This is a genomic window from Roseateles terrae (genome assembly GCF_014192155.1).
Lineage (GTDB): Bacteria > Pseudomonadota > Gammaproteobacteria > Burkholderiales > Burkholderiaceae_C > Roseateles > Roseateles terrae.
The window spans coordinates 514972-532138 of the sequence record NZ_JACHXO010000002.1 but is presented as its reverse complement, the minus strand read 5'-3'; the positions used below and the strand labels follow the sequence as shown (position 1 = coordinate 532138).

12 protein-coding genes are annotated in these 17167 nt (G+C 67.2%); 9 read left to right on the top strand and 3 right to left on the bottom strand.

Annotation, left to right across the window (positions count from 1 at the left end; genetic code table 11):
• The first annotated feature begins 39 nt into the window (after positions 1–39).
• From ureE to ureG, 3 genes are read left to right on the top strand one after another with little or no spacing between them, the layout of a single operon-like run.
• Positions 40–732 (top strand): urease accessory protein UreE, encoded by a 693-nt coding sequence (ureE, locus tag FHS28_RS08770; protein WP_088450426.1) that lies wholly within the window; start codon positions 40–42, stop codon positions 730–732.
• Complete coding sequence (locus tag FHS28_RS08765) at positions 692–1462, top strand: urease accessory protein UreF (protein WP_246409750.1); 771 nt, start codon at positions 692–694, stop codon at positions 1460–1462. Before ureE ends, FHS28_RS08765 begins: the two co-directional genes overlap by 41 nt.
• Positions 1459–2106, top strand: a complete 648-nt coding sequence (gene ureG / locus FHS28_RS08760) for an urease accessory protein UreG (RefSeq protein ID WP_088450424.1) — start codon at positions 1459–1461, stop codon at positions 2104–2106. The genes FHS28_RS08765 and ureG overlap by 4 nt, the downstream gene beginning before the upstream one ends.
• A gap of 32 nt (positions 2107–2138) precedes the next feature.
• Here the strand turns inward: ureG and FHS28_RS08755 are convergent, their stop codons facing one another.
• Both FHS28_RS08755 and FHS28_RS08750 read right to left on the bottom strand, forming a co-directional pair.
• Positions 2139–3743 carry a tripartite tricarboxylate transporter permease gene (locus tag FHS28_RS08755; RefSeq protein ID WP_088450422.1) on the bottom strand — a complete coding sequence of 535 codons (1605 nt, stop codon included), beginning with the start codon at positions 3741–3743 and terminating at the stop codon, positions 2139–2141.
• 1 nt (position 3744) lies between these two features.
• Positions 3745–4164 (bottom strand): tripartite tricarboxylate transporter TctB family protein, encoded by a 420-nt coding sequence (locus FHS28_RS08750; protein ID WP_088450420.1) that lies wholly within the window; start codon positions 4162–4164, stop codon positions 3745–3747.
• A gap of 423 nt (positions 4165–4587) precedes the next feature.
• On the opposite strand from FHS28_RS08750, the gene FHS28_RS08745 reads away from it, so the two are divergent.
• The 6 genes from FHS28_RS08745 to FHS28_RS08720 all read left to right on the top strand — a co-directional run bounded on the left by FHS28_RS08745 (position 4588) and on the right by FHS28_RS08720 (position 15203).
• A complete protein-coding gene (locus tag FHS28_RS08745; RefSeq protein ID WP_088450418.1) occupies positions 4588–6168 on the top strand; it encodes a hypothetical protein in 1581 nt (526 codons plus the stop codon).
• A gap of 402 nt (positions 6169–6570) precedes the next feature.
• Positions 6571–8274: a hypothetical protein gene (locus FHS28_RS08740; RefSeq protein ID WP_088450416.1), complete on the top strand. Its 1704-nt coding sequence runs from the start codon at positions 6571–6573 to the stop codon at positions 8272–8274.
• 740 nt (positions 8275–9014) lie between these two features.
• A complete protein-coding gene (locus tag FHS28_RS08735; RefSeq protein WP_088450414.1) occupies positions 9015–10001 on the top strand; it encodes a hypothetical protein in 987 nt (328 codons plus the stop codon).
• A gap of 381 nt (positions 10002–10382) precedes the next feature.
• Positions 10383–11858: a hypothetical protein gene (locus FHS28_RS08730; RefSeq protein ID WP_088450412.1), complete on the top strand. Its 1476-nt coding sequence runs from the start codon at positions 10383–10385 to the stop codon at positions 11856–11858.
• 78 nt (positions 11859–11936) lie between these two features.
• Positions 11937–13529 (top strand): hypothetical protein, encoded by a 1593-nt coding sequence (locus tag FHS28_RS08725; RefSeq protein WP_184294413.1) that lies wholly within the window; start codon positions 11937–11939, stop codon positions 13527–13529.
• Between the two features lie 429 nt (positions 13530–13958).
• Entirely contained in the window at positions 13959–15203 is a 1245-nt protein-coding gene (locus tag FHS28_RS08720; protein ID WP_184294411.1) for a hypothetical protein, read from the top strand.
• Between the two features lie 65 nt (positions 15204–15268).
• Here the strand turns inward: FHS28_RS08720 and FHS28_RS08715 are convergent, their stop codons facing one another.
• Positions 15269–17071: an ATP-binding protein gene (locus FHS28_RS08715; RefSeq protein ID WP_088450406.1), complete on the bottom strand. Its 1803-nt coding sequence runs from the start codon at positions 17069–17071 to the stop codon at positions 15269–15271.
• Positions 17072–17167: the final 96 nt, after the last annotated feature.

The window sequence follows — 17167 nt, the reverse complement described above, 5'->3', positions numbered from 1 at the left end:
GCGCCGTCGCCATCGCTACTCACACTCACAGGTTGTTCGATGATTCAAGTTTCCAAACTCCTGGCCGGCGGTCAGGGGCTCGCGTCGGTGCTGCTCAAGCGGGCAGCGGTGGTGACTCTGGACTGGGATACCCGCCAGAAAAGCCGCTTCCAGGCCACCGACAGCCAGGGGCGCACCCTCGGGGTGTTCCTGCCGCGCGGTACGGCGGTGCGCGGCGGCGATGTGCTGGTGGGCGAGGACGGGTCGCTGGTGCGAGTCGCTGCAGCGCCTCAGCCGCTGCTGCGCATCACCGCCTGCACGGCCCATGGCTCGCCGTTTGACCTGATCCGCGCGGCCTATCACCTGGGCAACCGCCATGTGCAGATCGAGCTCAAGCCGGATCATCTGAAGATCGAACCGGACCATGTGCTCGCAGACATGCTGCGCGCGATGCATCTGATCGTGAAGCCCGTGGACGAGGCGTTTGAGCCGGAGAACGGCGCCTACGCTGCGGGCGGGCATGGCCATGCCCCCGGACACTCGCATGCCCACGACCACGACCACGCACACGCCCATGGTCACGGCGCGTCGCCCACGCCGGCTCGCAAGACGATCAACATTCAAGCTGCGCCCGCACCGCATGTTCACGGGCCGGGCTGCGGGCACGATCACGGCCACGAGCACGGCCATGAGCACGGCCACAGTCACAACCATGGCCACGATCACTCGCACGGCGATGGGCACCAGCACTGACGCCATTGCGCCGCTGCTGCGCCTGATGTGGCTGGCCTCGCCGGCCTTGCCGATTGGCGCGTTCTCGTACTCCGAGGGTCTGGAGGCCGCGGTCGACCACGGCCTCGTTCATGACGATGCAAGCGCGGCGCACTGGTTGTCCCATCAGCTGACCTTGATGGCCCGCGGCGACCTCGCCGCTCTGGCTCAGGCGATTCCTGCGTGGCAAAGCGGTGACGAGGCCACGCTGACCAGCGTCGCCGCCTGGCTTCGCCAGACGCGGGACAGCGCCGAGGCGCGGCTGCAAAGTGAACAGATGGGGCAGTCGCTGATGGTCTGGCTGCGTCCGCAGGGCATGGCCTCCGCCGGGCAGCTCGCCCTCATGGAGCGCCTGATGAGGGCGCCGACGGACCATACTGCGTTCGCCACCCTTGCAACGCACGCGCCATCGCCGCCGCATTACATCCTGGTCATGGCCCTGGCGCTGTCCACCATTGACGTCCCGCTGGCCCAGGCCCTGCAGGCCCAGGCCTTCGGCTGGGCCGAGAACCAGGTGCAGGCCGCCCTCAAGGCCGTGCCGCTGGGCCAGACCGCCGGGCAGCGTGTGCTGACCCGCCTGGCCGCCGACATTCCGCAGGCGGTCGCCACCGCGCTCGCCACGCCGCCGACGCAGCGTCAGCTATTCGCGCCGATGCTGTCCATCCTGTCTGCCCGTCACGAAACCCAGTACTCCCGACTGTTCCGATCATGAGCACCTCTCTTCACCACATCCCTGGCCGCACCAAGCGGCTGCCCCCGCTGCGCGTCGGCATCGGCGGGCCGGTCGGCTCCGGCAAAACGACGCTGCTGGAGATGCTCTGCAAGGCCATGCGTGAGCGATGGGACCTGGTGGCCATCACCAACGACATCTACACCAAGGAAGACCAGCGCCTGCTGACGGTGAGCGGCGCACTGCCGCCGGAGCGCATCATGGGGGTGGAGACTGGCGGCTGCCCGCACACCGCCATTCGCGAAGACGCGTCGATCAACCTGGAAGCCATTGACCGGATGCTGGGCCAGTTCCCGGACGCGGACGTTGTGTTCATCGAGTCCGGCGGTGACAACCTGGCGGCCACCTTCAGCCCGGAACTCAGCGACCTGACGATCTATGTCATCGACGTGGCCGCAGGCGAGAAGATCCCGCGCAAGGGCGGGCCCGGCATCACCAAGAGTGATCTCTTCGTGATCAACAAGACGGACCTGGCGCCGCATGTGGGCGCCAATCTGGAGGTCATGGAAGCGGACACCCGTCGGATGCGGCCCACCCGTCCTTTTGTGATGACCAATCTGAAGACCCAGGCGGGCCTGGATCAGGTGGTCCGGTTCATCGAAGAGAAGGGCATGCTGGCCACCTGAAGGTGGGAGGAGCGGAGCCGCTCCTCTCCCCATCAGACGCCGGCAGGGGGAGAACCGGTGCCCGCGCCCGCTGCGGCTTCGGCGCCCACCGGCACCATCGGTGCTGCTTCAATCGGCGCCGGGCCCGCGGGCCCGGACGCGAGCCTGCGGGCCGCTGCCTTGCGCCGCGCCTGCAGCACAAAGCCCACCAGTTGCCAGGCGATGAACACCGCCATCAGCCCCAGCAGCGTCGCGCTGATGGGCCGCTGCACAAAGACGTCGAACTTGCCGCGGCTGATCAGCATCGCGCGACGGAAGTTCTCCTCCAGCATCGGGCCCAGGATGAAGCCCAGCATCAGCGGCGAGGGGTCCATGTCCAGCCGCATGAACACATAACCACACAAGCCGAACAGCGCGGTGACGAAGATGTCGTCGAGGTTGTTGTTGACGCTGAAGGTGCCGATGCAGCAGAAGAACAGGATCGACGGAAACAGCACGTTGTACGGAATCTTGAAGACCGACAACCAGTAGCGCACCAGCGGCACGTTCAGCACCAGCAGGAAGACGTTGCCGATCCACATGCTGGCCACCAGACCCCAGAACAGGTCGGGATGGCCGGCGATCATGTTGGGCCCGGGCTGGATGCCCTTGATGATGAAGGCGCCCATCATCAGCGCCATGACCGGGTTCTCCGGGATGCCGATGCTCATCAGGGGGATGAAGCTGGTGCGGGAGGCCGCTTCGTCGGCCGCGGCCTGTCCGGCCACGCCCTCGATCACGCCGGTGCCGATCTCATGCCGGTACTTGCTGACCTTCTTGTCCAGCGCATACGCCGCAAACTGCGCAATCACCGGACCGCCGCCGGGCAGGATGCCCAGGAACGATCCCACCGCACTGCCCCGCAGGGCGCTGGGCAGAATGCGCTTGAACTCCGGCCAGGTCGGCATCAGATGGATCTTGCCGTTGAAGGGCGTGCGTTCGTTGCCGGCGTCCAGGTTCTTGGCAATCTCGGCAATGCCGAAGCAGCCCAGCGCCACGCTCACCAGCCCCACGCCTTCGGCGAGGAAAGGCTGGTCGAAGGTGAAGCGCTCCATGCCGCTGTTCACGTCGGTCCCGATCTGACCGAAGAGCACGCCGATCAGACACATCGCCAGCCCGTTGAGCAGATGCCCGGTGGTGACGAAGCTGACGCACAAAAAGCCCAGCAGCATCAGGGAGCAATAGTCCGCTGGCCCGAAGAGGAAGGCCACTTCGCCGAGGCTTGGCGCCAGCCAGGCCAGCACCACGATGGCGACGGTGCCGCCGATGAAACTCGAGATGCCGGCGGTGAACAGCGCCAGCCCGGTCTGTCCCTTCAGGTTCATCTGATAGCCGTCGATGCAGGCCACGATGCTGCTGGCATGCGGGATCTTCATCGTGATGGCGCTGACGCTGTCGCCATATTGGGCCCCGTAGTAGATGCCGGCCAGCATGATCAGCGCGCCGGTGGTGGGGATGGAATAGGTCAGCGGCAGCAACAGGCTGATGGTGGCCAGCGGTCCCAGCCCGGGCAGCAGCCCGACGAGCGTGCCGACCATGCAGCCGATGGCGCAGAACATCAGGTTCTGCAGCGTGAGGGCGTGGCTGAAGCCAAACGCGAGGTTGTTCAGGACGTCCATGTCAGAGCAGCGGCAGGTTCAGGCCCAGCAGCTGCTGGAAGCCGAAGGCGATGGCCAGCAGGCCAGCGGAAATCTTCAGGTTGCGGATCCAGCTGTAGTCGCGCCCGGCGGCTGTCGCAATGAACACCATCACCACGATGCCGGCGGACATGTTCACCAGCTTGGACACCAGCGCGAAGGCGCACAGGCTGCCCAGGATCAGGCCGATGTTGCCCACCTTCACCTCCAGCCGCTCCGACGGCTCGACCGCCGCGCGCGCCATCGTCCCCAGTGCGACCAGGAACAGCAGGGCGCTGATGGCCAGTGGAAACAGGCCGGGGCCGGCGTGGTCCAGCCGGCCGATGGAGTAGCGCAGCGATCCGAGCCCGAAGCCCAGCGCCACCAGAGCGAGGAAAAGGCCTCGCGCCAGATGTCGGTTCATGTGATGGTTCTCCTCCTGGACCGGTGGGCCGGTCGATGCGCCCATGGTCGGAGTCGGTCCTGCACACGCCTATCGTGCTAGTACGTACACGACAGTTTGGGGACAGGACCCTGAAGGCTTTCTGCAAGCTTCGGGGCGAGCCTCGCCCGGGGTGTCCCTGCGCAGACGGATGCCGAACCCGAAGCCTCGATCGCGTGACAGAGAGGCCAGTGCTTGCGCGGTCTTGCAACAGCGTGCAGAGAGCTTGTCATGTATCCGTATTCCGGTTTTCAGGTCGCTGACGCATCGACGATGCCTCACGCGTCCGCAGAATGGTCCTCGTCGGCGGGGCCGTCTTCCGTCGGCCCATCGGACGGCATGACTGCCGCCGGGCGGGTGGACCGGCCCGGGGCAGATCGCAGCGCGGAGTTTGTCGGGCGGCTCATGGACGACCGCTACCGGTTCCCCATCCATGAAAGTCCGGTGCTAGGCCAGTGGTTGGCGTCCGTGCTGCCCGCATGCTTCAGCTGGCCCGCCGGGGTCCTCCTGCGCTGGGATGCATCCGCCGACCGGGCTTGCGCCGCCCCCGCAGCTTGGCCTGGCACTTTCCATCCACCGACGCTGCGCCTGAGCCCAGGCGCGCACACGAAGGACGGCTACCTGCTGCAGGGCGTGGTGGCGCAGTGGGAGGGGGCAGGACCCGCAGGCGCGCCACTGCCCCCCTGCTGGATCGCGCCGCCGCACGATCTCTTCGATGCCTTGGCGATGGCCCTGGCGCAGCGCAGTGCTGCGCTCACCGGGACGTTTCCTGCCCCGGGCCTGATGACCGGCATGACCCTGCGCCGCGAACTGGCGGACTGCTTGCGCAGGACTGAAGGCCAGCAGCTGGCAATACCGCAGCTGGCGTCGCAGCGCCTGTCGGGCCAGATACCCCCACATTGGCTGCACGGCGACGCGGTCAGCGTGATCAGCGAGATGGTCGCCGTCATACGCGAGGACAATCCGACGCTGAGTCCGTATGTGCCGGTGGCACCGGTTCAGCCCGGGGGCCTCGCGGCGCCCCTCCTGCAGCCTCTTCCCCAGACAGACACCCTCGCGCTGGCCCTGCACACCCTGCGGGAAGGCGGCTGGTGCCCTGCGCTGGACCACCTCATTCCGACGGTGCTGGTCCGCCTGCCTTTCGGGCACCCGTTTCGCAGGGAGGGGATGCGGGTGAACCACGGGGGTCACACCACCCTCTACGGCCGGCGCTTGGGTAGCCCATACGAAGTCCATCTCCACCGGCTTCAATCCGGACAGTTGCACCTTCAACTGACCACATCCACCAGCTCGGAATGTCCGGCCGGCCCGGACCACTTCCTGGAGGCAGCGCTGGGGTTCCGCCCGGGATTGGTGAAGGACTCCTTTCCCGGCATCCGGGGCGAGCTTGCGACCGTCATCGAGACCAATCCGCAGCTGATGCGCATGCGTCTGGCGCTGTTCGAGCGCCACTTCCCTGGCGATCACGAATTTCTGTTGCGCCTGTGCCTGGTCAACGGGGAAGTGACCGCCGCCGGACGGCAGGTGCTCGATCCCACCCTCGCCCAGCGCCCCGTTGAGCGCGCCGACATGCAGCGCTGGTATGCGCCCACGGCGTCCGCCCTGCAGCGTTCGCCGGAGGCTCTGGCCGCCCAGGGCATCAGCGTGATCAATGCGCACTTCCTTGCGGCGCCCCTACGGCCGACGGTGGCGGGCAACATCCTGAAGGGCGATCCCATGAATGCCTGCCCTCAACTGGCGCAGCAGGACCTGCCACAGTTGCTCGTGCACACCCTCCCAGGGCTGTACTACGCCTACCGCAATGGGTTTCGTCTCGTCGCCTACCTTCGCACCTCCGAATCCACGCTCGAAGCAAGGGTGTCCCCCGAAGCACTGAAAGCGGCCCGCGACTTCGCGACCGCCGCTGCACAGGCCGAGCGGCTGGTCATGCCGCAGGATGGGGTCCCGCCTGCCTCCAGATCTGAACCCGATGCCTCCTGTGCCTGACACATCGGGCAGGCACGGCGCGGTTGTTCCATCGAATGCACCGAGCCGAGCGCAAAGAACAGGGAGATTCTGATGTATCCATATTCTGGCTTTCAGGGTGCCGACACCTCGGCGCCGCCCCAGCTGGCAGATTCATGGACCGGACCCGAGGTGGCGCCGCCCTCCCTGGTCGCCGTGCCTCCGCCCGTGGCCAGCCCCATGGCCAGGCTCGCATCAGGCCCGACTTCTCCAGCCACCTCTTCACCCACCTCTTCACCCACTGTTGCCCCCACTGTTGCCCCCACTTTTGCAGCCGTTCCCCCACCTGTTTCTGCACTGGCTGCCAGGCCCGCTCCCTCACCGATATCCGGCCCTGCTGATGGCGCCTCATACGGCCCCGCAGCCGACTTCGTCTCCCGGCTCATGGACGACCGCTACCGGTTTCCCCCGCATGAGGATCAGCCGTTGTGCGAATGGCTTCCGACGGTGCTGCTGAACTGCCCGAGCTGGCCGCTCGATGTGGCACTGTTCTGGGACGAGAGACCTGACTTTCCTGTCGCTGGGTCGCCCCCCTGGCGGTGTGAGCCCTCCCAACGGGTCCTGCGGGTCGGTCCCGGCATGGTCATTGTCAATGGCTGCATGATGCAGGGGCTGGTGGCCCGATGGGACGAAGCGTTTCCGGGGGAAAGCGGTGTGACGAGCCAATTGCCGCCCAGAAGCTTCACCACGTGCCCGGGCGATCTCTTCGATGCCTTGGCACTGGCTCTGGCGCAGCGCTCCGCCGTGGCCATGGGCGCCTTTCCGCGGCACGGCACACTGACCGGCATGACGCTGAGGGAAGAGCTGGCGGACTGGATGCGAACGAAGGCAGGACGCCTGACGATGGGTCCGTGGCTCGCCACCGACGCGTCCTTTTTCGGATGGGAAGAGCGCGGCGCCAAACGTCCAAGGCTCCTGGCGCCGGATCCGCGTCCTGCGGTGTCGGCTGCCGGATCGGGATGGCAGGGTGCGTCGCTACAGGCACTCCCTGCGCCGCAGGCGCTTCAGGCCGAGATGGCGAATCCGGTCCATCTGGCAGCTCCCAGAACGTCTCAGGTCCTGCCGCAGACCCCATGGCAAGACCCATGGCAAGACTCTTGGCAAGACCCATTGCAAGCCGCATCACAGGCGACGTCGACGTCGCTGATGGCGCAGCCGTCCTGGCCGGTCGACTCACTCCACCAGGCCATTCATACCTTGCGCAGCGGCGGCTGGAGCCACGAGCTGGATCATCTGGTTCCTACGTTGCTGTCCCGGCTACCCGGCTTTCACCCCTGGCACGTGGAAGGTATGCGTGTGAACCATGCGGGCAGAGAGATGCAATGCGGCAAGCGCACCACCTCGAGCAGCGAGGTCACCCTGTATCGACGGGCAAACGGCCATCTGGAATGGTGCGACCGCAAGCGGCAGCCCTCCGCATGCCCCCCGGGTCCGGACAGCTTCCTGGAGGCTGCTTTGGAGATTCCCTTTGGCAAACTGAAAACGCAACATCCCCGCCTCCGTGCTGAGCTGGCGGAGGTGATGGCAGCCAACCCGATGCCGATGCGCATTCGACTGGCGCTGCACGAGCGCGACTTCCCCGGCGATCATGAAATCCTCATGCGTTTGTGCCTGGTCAATAACGAACCCACTCCGGCGGGGCAACAGCTGCTGGATCCCAGTCGGCCTCAACGGAGCGTGGGACGGACCGACCTGATGCGGTGGTTCCACAGCACGGCTTCGTCCCTGCTGCGCACGCCGGAGAATCTTGCGCGGGACGGCATCAGCGTGCTGGACGCCCATCGCGTCGCGTCCCCGTTGCGGCTCACCTTGGCCGGCAACGCCTTGAAAGGGTGCGGCCGGGGTGGCCATGTGCCCCCTTTGCCGCTGCACGCTGCAGAACTTCTGGCGCTCATGCTTCCGGGCCTGCTCTATGCATACCGGACCAATCAGAGCCTGCTGGCCTACCTGAGGGTGACTGAATACCGGCTCAAGTCTCTGCTGCCGCCTGAGGCACTTCCGGACGCACACCGTCTCAAGGACGATGCCATGGAGGCCGAGTCGCTGGATATCCCGGTGGTGCATCAGGGCAGTCACGTGCTTCCCTGAGCGTCGCCGCATGCATGAGGGATGTCATGTACACCAGTTCAAGAATCCCGTTCAGCGACTCACGGGCTGAGCCTGTCGTGGCCAATGACGCGGTGCCCTCCTTGGAGGGTGCGCAGACGGTGAATGCGCAGGCCGAAGGAGCCTCCGGACGGACCGGAGGGAACGAAGCGACCCAAGCGTTGCGGTCCCGCCTGACCGATGGACAGTTCCGTTTCCCCGTCCATCATCAACGGTCCTTGTGTGAGTGGCTGCCTTTTGTGTTGCCCGGATGTCCCAGCTGGCCGTCAGCAGCCACCGTGGTGTGGGACGACGCGCCGGACGCGTCGCCGCCTGTTCCCGGCGCTGTGCCTTGGCTGTCCGGGCTCAGCGTCCTGCGCGTGGGGCCTCGCACCATCATGAGCGGCGGCCAGCCGCTGCACGGCTTGCAGGCGCGGTGGGAAACTGCACACCCCGGCGTCTGGGCAGGGGCGGGTGACGCGCCGGCGACGAGCTTCGCGCCTTCACCCGACGATCTTTTCGATGTCGTGGCGCTGGCCCTGGTGGCATTCAGGGCGATGGATCCGCGGCGCATGACAGCGTCTGCCCCTGGCGCGGGCGGGAACGGCATGGCTTTGAGACAGGAGCTTGCGGACTGGCTGCAGACCCCCGCCGGCCGCCGGTGCCCGGCGCCCATCCTGCGGACGCCTGACGAGCCGCCTTGGGCAGCCAGGCACCGCGCAGCGCTCCTTCCACCAGGCGGCATGGAACCGGACCCCGCCTTTGCGCCTGACTCCGGCGGCGTACAGGGGGCCACGCTTGCGCAGGCGGAGCAGGTGCTGCGGGGCGGCGGCTGGTCGGTCGTGCTTGATCATCTGGTCCCCACGCTGCTGGCGCGCCTGCCGCTGACGCATCGGTTCCGGGCGCATTGCCTGCGTGTGCACCACGAGGACCGGGTGACCGTCTATGGACGGCCGCAAGGCACTGCCAACGAGATTGCCCTGTTTCGAGCGGCCAATGGACGCCTCGACTATCAGTTTCGGCGGTCGAGGCTCCCGGAATGCCCCCAGGGCCCGGACAGCTTCCTGGAGGCCGCAGTGTCCATCCCCTTTGGCCGGCTCAAGGCGTTTCACCCCTTGATCCGTGAACAACTGGCGGACCTCATGGCTTCGAATGCGGAGCTGATGCGTCTGCGCCTGGCAATCCTCGAGCGGGACTTTCCTGGCGATCACGAGCACCTGCTGCGCGTCTGCTGGGTCAACGGTCGGCCGACCCCGGCAGGGGAGCAACTGCTTCACCCCTGCCGGCCCCAGCGGCCCGTGATGCGTGAGGACCTCACACGCTGGTTCCATTCGGACCTGTCCGCACTGCGCCGCGCGCCAGAGCACCTGGTCGGGGAGGGCATCAGCGTGCTGCATGCGCACCATCTGGCGACGCCGCTGCGGCCCACTCCGGCCGGTCTGGTGCTGATGGGCGAGACCACACGCTCGCGCCCGCGGACGCTGCAGCCCGACACCGCAGCGCTGCTGACGCTCAGGCTCCCGGAGCTGCTGTATGTCTGTCGGACGGTGCAGGGGCTCAAGCGCTATCTGGCGTGCTCGGAAGCAGGGATCACCTCGCGCGTGTCCGCGCAGGACTTCGATGCCGCCATGGCTTTCCGTGATGCTGCCGACCAGGCCGAGATTCTGGCCATGCCACCCGGGTGTGAACCTCGCTCCGTGGGCGGTAGCGCGGTCGTCGGATCGCGATGAGGGTGCGCCGCGGAGCGTCACAGGCCTGAACCTGATGTGCGGGATGCCGGACAGAGAGCGCGTGTCAGCACGATCTTGTGCAGGCGTCGAGGGCTTGTGATGTATACGAAATCCAGCTTACCTTTCCCTGGCTTGTCGCCTTCCCATGCACCGTCGGAGGCGGCAGCGGCTGACGGCAGGACGGTGTCGACGCAGAGGTGGTGCGTTGCCCCGCCCCCTGTTCCGTCGTCCGACGGTCTCCAGCCCGCAACGGGCGTCAGGGACGCATGTCCTGACTTCATCAGCCTGCTTCTGGACGAGCGTCACCGCTTCCCCGTCCACCAATATCGGGATTTGTGTGAATGGCTGCCTTCGGCACTGACAGCCTGCCGCAGTTGGCCGATGGCGGCGACGCTGATCTGGGACGAGGGCGCCCCTCCGACCGAGCAAGGGGCTTCGGCTGCGTCGGCGACCGGCTTGCTGCCGTCCGGCCCCCTTGTGCTCCATATGGGCCTGCGACGAAGCCTTGCTGCCGGCGTGCAGGGCCAGGAGCTCATGGCGGCGTGGAACGGTGCGCGCTGGGGGGGAGCGGGAAGCTTCGGCCTGTCGTTGGGGGAGGCGGGCACCCCACCCTCGGGCGACTTCTTTGATCTGTTGATGGCGGCTGTGGAGCATCGCTCCGCGGTCCTGTCCAGCACACGGACCGTGGCACTTGCAAGCGCTCCGAACCGTACCCATCTCACCGGGATGACCCTGAGGCAGGAACTGGCCGATTGGCTCCGGACGCCGGCGGGCCGACAGTGCGAGCTCCCGCGGTTGACGGCGCCCACCCTCAAGCCCGTGGACGAGGCGCTGGTCGCCGAGCTCGCCACTTTCGTTCATGAGGAGTTGGCGTCGGGCAATGCCACGATGGCCCGCATCGTCGCGCCCCTCTGGCAGCCTGGCCCTGCGGACGACCGGCTGGACCGGGTGCTCCAGACGCTGCGGTCCGGCGGCTGGTGCGACCCGCTCGACCATCTCGTCCCGACGCTGCTGGTGAGGCTGCCGTTCTCGCACCGGTGCTCCCGGACAGCGCTGGGCGTCATCTGCACCGGGGAAAGGATCGACTACGGTTGGCCTGAGCACCCCAGCAGAAGCATCCGTCTGACCCGACATCCCGACGGACGCATGAGCCACAAGGGCTGGAGCCAGAATGTCGTGAGAAGCTACGCGCCAGGGCCGGACAATTTCCTGGAGGCGGCGTTTCGCATTCCCCCCGGAGAGCTGCATCAGTGGCTGCCGGGCGTGCGGGACGAGCTGGCGACCATCATGGCCTCGCATCGCACCCTGATGAACCTGCGCCTGGCACTGGCCGAGCGCAACTATCCGTGTGACCAGGAGATGCTGTTGCGGAGGTGCCTCATCAATGGCCAGCTGACGCCGGCCGGTGAACAGCTGCTCCATCCCGAACGCCCTCAGCGACCGGTCACTGTGGGCGATATGGAGCGATGGTTCCAACCCACAACATCCGTCCATGCGCGGAGCCCGGCGGCCGTTGCGGCGGCGGGCATCAGCGTGGTGGACGCCTATCGTCTCGCGTCGCCGCTGCGGCCCACCTTGGCGGGCAATGTGCTGATGGGGCTGCCTCCCGACCAATATCTGCGATGGCATCAGGATGAAGCGCTGACGCTGCTGGAGGAAATGTTCCCGGAACTGGTCTACGCCTGCCAGACGGCTTCCGCGCTCCGGAAGTACCTCCGAATCTCATCAGTGACCTATCGCACCTGTGTCCCCGCGCACGTCCATGAACGCGCCAGGCGCTTCAAGGCTGAAGCGGCAGCGGCAGAGCGGGTGAACCTGCCACCGAGCCTGCACAGGCCGACTTCCGCGCAGCCTTGAGAGGACGCCATGTATCCACATTTCGCTTCGAAGCCGTCCGTGGGCGCTGGGATGGCCCCCGGGGACCGCAGGGCGGCCATGCCGGCCCTTGGGGCGGTCCACCGCCCCACCGGCTGCATCGACCCCGAGCTGGTGGCCCGGCTTCTGGATGAACGTTACCGGTTTCCGAGCCACGACCATCGCACGCTGTGCGAATGGCTGCCCGCCGTGCTGCCGCAGTGCCGCAGCTGGCCGGCGGGCGCGGCACTGACCTGGGAGGAGGCGACCGATCCGGCGGCCGCTGGCACTCCACATCGACCCGTTGCGATGGGTCAGACGGTGCTACGGCTCGCCCCGCAGCTGGTCCAGGTCGAGGACGGCTCGTGGGTCGTCGGACTGGCCGGGCAGTGGTGCCAGAGCGACGCTGCTGCCGCCGCGCGGCCGGACACGGCGCTGCCTGCGAGGTGCACCGCTCCACCGGGCGATCTCTTCGACGCACTGGCGCTGGCATTGAACCAGCGAGCCGCTTCGCTGCCGGGTGCGGTCCGCCACGCAGGCCGATGCACAGGCATGCGCCTGCGGCAGGAACTGGCCGACTGGCTGCAAACGCCGGCGGGCCGGCAGTGCGAGGGTCCGAGGCTGACCACGGCCTCCATGGAATCGGGTGACGAAACACTGTTGGCCGAGCTGACCACTTTCATTCGAGAGGAGTTGTCGGCGGGCAATGCAACGATGGCCTGCACTCTCGCGCCGTTTTGGCGGCCCGGCCCTGCAGACCACCCGCTGGACCGGGTGCTCCACACGCTGCGGTCCGGCGGCTGGTGCGACCTGCTCGATCATCTGGTCCCGACGGTGCTGGTGCGGCTGCCGTCCTCGCACAGGTGTCATTCGCCTGGTTTGGCTGTGACGCACGCAGGACAAAAAGTCGATTACGGTTGGCCCGGCAACAGCAAGACGCGGCTGTGTAGATGGTCGGATGGATGTCTGACCTCCAGGGTATGGAGCAACAAGGCGACGATCCACCCGCCAGGACCGGACAGCTTTTTGGAAGGGGCACTGGGTCTGCCGGTGGGAAGGTTGAATCAGTACCTGCCCGGCGTGCGGGACGAGCTGGCGTCCATCATGGACCGGAATCGCACGCTGCTCGATGTGCGCCTGGCACTGGCCGAGCGTGCCTACCCCTGCGATCACGAGGTGCTCTTGCGGATGTGCCTGGTGGGTGGAGCGCTGACGCTGGCCGGTGAACAGCTGCTCCATCCCGAACGTCCCCAGCGGGCCGCGACGGCCGACGACCTGCAGCGATGGTTCGAGCCCACGAGGTCCGCCCATGCGCGGGACGCGGCGGCCGTTGCGGCGGAAGGCATCAGCGTGGTGGACTCCTATCGTCTGGCTTCGCCGATGCGACCGACCGCCGCCGGCACTGCGTTGATCGCCATGCCCCATGATCGTTACCGATACTGGCATCAGCAAGACGCGCCGGAGCTGCTGAGCCAGAGGATCCCGGAACTGCTCTACGCCTGGCGGGCGATGCGGCCGCTGCTGACCTACTTGCGGATCGGTGACAAAGCCTTGAAGACGCTGGTCCCGGCGGAGCGGCTTGAGTACGCAAGGCGTTTCTGCGCAGCAGCCGCTGCGGCCGATCGGTTGAACATGCCACCGAGCGGGCAGGGGTCGGCCCTGAACTGGCCGTGAGAAGACACCATGTATCCATCTTCTGACCTTCTGGCGTCCTTCTCGCGTGGACCCGCCATTGAGTGCGGCAGCGAGGCGGTGTCAGACATTTGCGAGACGGCATCCCCCCGGGGCGACATCTCCACCGAGCTGGTGGCCCGGCTGCTGGATGAACGTTACCGGTTCCCGAGTCATGAGCATCGCGCGCTGTGCGACTGGTTGCCCGCCGTGCTGCCGGAATGCCGCAGCTGGCCGAGGGGCGCGGCACTGGTGTGGGAGGATGCGGCGGATCCAGAGGGTTCTGGAGCGTCACACAGACCCCTGGCGGCGGGACAGGCGGTGCTGCGCGTGGGCCCCCACGTGGCCAGGGAGGTGGATGGCCCGTGGGTCCTGGGACTGGCTGGAGAGTGGTCCGGGGAAGGCGCTGGCGTTCCGGGGCGTGCGGACCCGGTGCTGCCTGCCGGTTTTACCGCTCCGCCCGGCGATCTCTTCGACGCACTGGCGCTGGCTTTGCACCAGCGCGCCGCTTCGCTGCCGGGTGCGCCGCCCTCACCAGGCGGGCTCACGGGCATGCGCCTGCGGCAGGAAGTCGCGGACTGGCTACAGACGCCCGCGGGCCGACGGTGCGAAGGCCCGCGACCGACGACGCCGGTGCTGGAACCGGTCGACGAAGCGCTGATCGCCGAGCTGGCTACGTTCATCCGTCAGGATCTGCCGGCGGCCCTGGCGATCAGGCCCCGAACCCTCTCGCCTGTCCGGCACCCCGGCCCTGCCGACACTCCGCTGGACCAGGTGATCCACACACTGCGGTCCGGCGGCTGGTGCGACGCGCTCGACCATCTGGTCCCAACGCTGCTGACCCGGCTGCCGCGCTCCTACCGGTGCGCCACCCATGCTCTGGTGGTGGACTACACGGGGCCATGCGGCCAATACGGTTGGGCTCATCCCTCCGGCAACAGGATCTACCTGTCCAGACAGCCCGACGGAACGGTGTCCTTCGATGGATGGAAACGGCGCTCGATGACCTACCCGGCAGAACCGGACAGTTTCCTGGAGGCGGCCCTGGATATTCCGTGCGGCGCGTTGAATCGCCGCATGCCCGGTGTCCGGGAAGAGCTGGCGGCCATCATGGCCTGCAATCGAACCTTGATGGACCTGCGCCTGGCTCTGGCCGATCGCCGCTACCCCTGCGATCAGGAGATGCTGTTGCGAATGTGCCTGATCCATGGAGAGCTGACACTGGCCGGAGACCAACTGATGCATCCCGAACGTCCCCAACGGGCGGTCACGGCGGATGACCTGTGGCGATGGTTCGAGCAAGGATCGTCTGCCCTTGACCGAACGGAGACCGCCATTGCGGCTGCGGGTATCAGCGTGGTGGACGCCTATCGTCTGGCCTCACCGCTGCGACCGACCCGGGCGGGCAATGTGCTGATGGGGGCTCCTGTCGCATTTCTGCGGAGGGAGTCGTACGGAGGTGTGCAATTGTTGGAACAGAAGCTGCCGGAGCTCACTTACGCCTGCCAGTCCTTTTGCAGGCTCGAGGAGCACCTCTGCACTTCACACAGGCACTTGGCGTCCCTGTTCCCTGCAGCGCTGAGGGAGCGTGCCAAGCGTTTCTGCGCCGAAGCTGCCGCAGCCGAGCAGGTGAACCTGCCACCGGGCTTGCAAGGGACGACCCTCCAAAAGCCCTGAGAGACCGCCATCAGCCGCGGGTGACACGGGACGACCTGGCGTCGAGGCCAGTGGCGCCAGGTGAGTCAGTCGTTCAGTCGTGACGGCAGGCCGATGTGCGAGGGCGCCGCGCCCCGCAGAGCGGTGTGATGCAGCGGTATCGGTGACGGCACGAGGCGCGTCGGCCCGCTCTGCTGCTGCTCCGCCATCAGCATCTGATGGGCAAAGCTGCGCGCCATTGCATGCATGCGGTAGCTGGGCTGATCTCCCGCCCGAGGGAACAGCCAGCTTTTGTGCACCAGGCTGTGCACCACTTCCAGCACCGTCGCCCGGTCCATGGAGATGGGGGCCACGAAGCTGAGGATGTCGCTCAAGGGAATGGGCCCGCGCACCACCGACAGCCAGCGCAGCATGTGTCGTTCCGGCTCACTCAGGAGGTCATAACCCCAGCGCAGCAGGGCCTGCAGGTTCTGGTGGCGCGAAATGGCGTTGCGATGCGCGCCGCACAGCAGCAGGAATCGATCGTCCAGGCTGGCGGCCAGGGCTTTCAGTCCGAATGTCCGCACCATGGCTGCGGCATGTTCAATGGCCAGCGGCACGCCATCGAGCCCATGGCAGATGTGGGTGATCCAGCCGGCATCCGCATCGGAGGGGTCGAAGGTCTGGTCAGCGGCCTGGGCCCGCTGCACAAACAGCTGAACGGCAGGATAGTGCAGCGCCTCGGCCATCGAGGGCACCGGACCGCCGGGCAGTGGCAGACTGGGCAGCAGGTACACCTGCTCCCCCACGGCGCGCAGCGGCTCGCGGCTGGTCAGCAGCAGATGGAGCCCTGGAAGGGTGACCAGCAGGCTCTCCACCAGCGCGGTGACCGCACGCACCACATGTTCGCAGTTGTCGAGGATGAGCAGGCGCCGTTCTCCGGCCGAGCGCGCGGCCAGACCGGCCCGGAGCCGGTCGAACAGCCCTTCGATGCCGGGTTCCAGATCCAGCGCACGTGCCACGGCGAAGGCCACGTCCGTGGGACTGGCCTGCGCGGCGAGGGTGGCCAGGTCGACGAACCACACCCCCTCGCGGTAACGAGGATGCAGCTGGCGGGCGGTGGCCAGCGCGACACTGGTCTTGCCGATGCCGCCCGGGCCGACCAGGGTCACGAAACCGTAACGTGCGAGTTGCCGGTCGAGCGCCTCCACAGTCACGTCGCGGCCGAGCAGTGGACTGCTGGGGCGCGGCAACTGCTGAAAGCCGGGAGGAAGCGGCGCAGGAATGAACCCCTCCTGCTCGGTGAGCGCGCAAAGTGCGCGCCAGCCGGGCAGGTCGGTCGGTGGCATCGCACCGGGACGGGGCGGCGGCGGGACGGCGGCATCAGGCCTTGCAGCAGCGTTCAGGACTGGAAGGGGAAAGCCTTCGTCCAGCGGCGCCGGGGCGGTGTTCGGATCGTCCAGTGGAGGGGGCGCCATGGGCATCACCGGTACCACCAGGCTGTATCCCCGACCGGCAATGTTGGCGATGTAGCGGACCTCTGCGTCGCCTGCCGGTTGTGCGTGTTGCGGGTCCCGGGCTTCCCGGACTTCCTGGGCTGCCTGCGTCTCCTGGACCTCCCGGGGCTCCCGCGCCTCCCGCGCTCCATGCCCCTCACGCGCCTTGCCGTGTGTGCGTCCCAGGGCCTTGCGCAGGGCGGCCATGTGCACCCGCAGGGTGTTGTCCTCCACCACTTCCTGGGGCCAGACCAGCGCCATCAGCTCCTGCTTGCTGACCACTTCGCCGGCCCGCTCGACCAGCACGATCAGCAGATCGAGCGCGCGCGCGCCCAGCTTCACCTGTCGCGAGCCCTCGAAGAGCTGGCGGCGTGAAGCCAGAAGCAGAAAGGGACCAAAACGATGGCAGCTCATGGAGATTGGGGGAGGGACGGCGCAAGCCAGGAGGACGGCACGGATGGTCGATGTTCACCGGCCACAAGTCACTTCCCCGATCGGGGGTGCCCCGAC

Coding starts and splice junctions, on each gene's coding strand:
- ureE (WP_088450426.1), top strand. CDS start 40: ATGATTCAAGTTTCCAAACTCCTGGCCGGCGGTCAGGGGCTCGCGTCG.
- FHS28_RS08765 (WP_246409750.1), top strand. CDS start 692: ATGGCCACGATCACTCGCACGGCGATGGGCACCAGCACTGACGCCATT.
- ureG (WP_088450424.1), top strand. CDS start 1,459: ATGAGCACCTCTCTTCACCACATCCCTGGCCGCACCAAGCGGCTGCCC.
- FHS28_RS08755 (WP_088450422.1), bottom strand. CDS start 3,743: ATGGACGTCCTGAACAACCTCGCGTTTGGCTTCAGCCACGCCCTCACG.
- FHS28_RS08750 (WP_088450420.1), bottom strand. CDS start 4,164: ATGAACCGACATCTGGCGCGAGGCCTTTTCCTCGCTCTGGTGGCGCTG.
- FHS28_RS08745 (WP_088450418.1), top strand. CDS start 4,588: ATGGACGACCGCTACCGGTTCCCCATCCATGAAAGTCCGGTGCTAGGC.
- FHS28_RS08740 (WP_088450416.1), top strand. CDS start 6,571: ATGGACGACCGCTACCGGTTTCCCCCGCATGAGGATCAGCCGTTGTGC.
- FHS28_RS08735 (WP_088450414.1), top strand. CDS start 9,015: ATGGAACCGGACCCCGCCTTTGCGCCTGACTCCGGCGGCGTACAGGGG.
- FHS28_RS08730 (WP_088450412.1), top strand. CDS start 10,383: ATGGCGGCGACGCTGATCTGGGACGAGGGCGCCCCTCCGACCGAGCAA.
- FHS28_RS08725 (WP_184294413.1), top strand. CDS start 11,937: ATGCCGGCCCTTGGGGCGGTCCACCGCCCCACCGGCTGCATCGACCCC.
- FHS28_RS08715 (WP_088450406.1), bottom strand. CDS start 17,071: ATGAGCTGCCATCGTTTTGGTCCCTTTCTGCTTCTGGCTTCACGCCGC.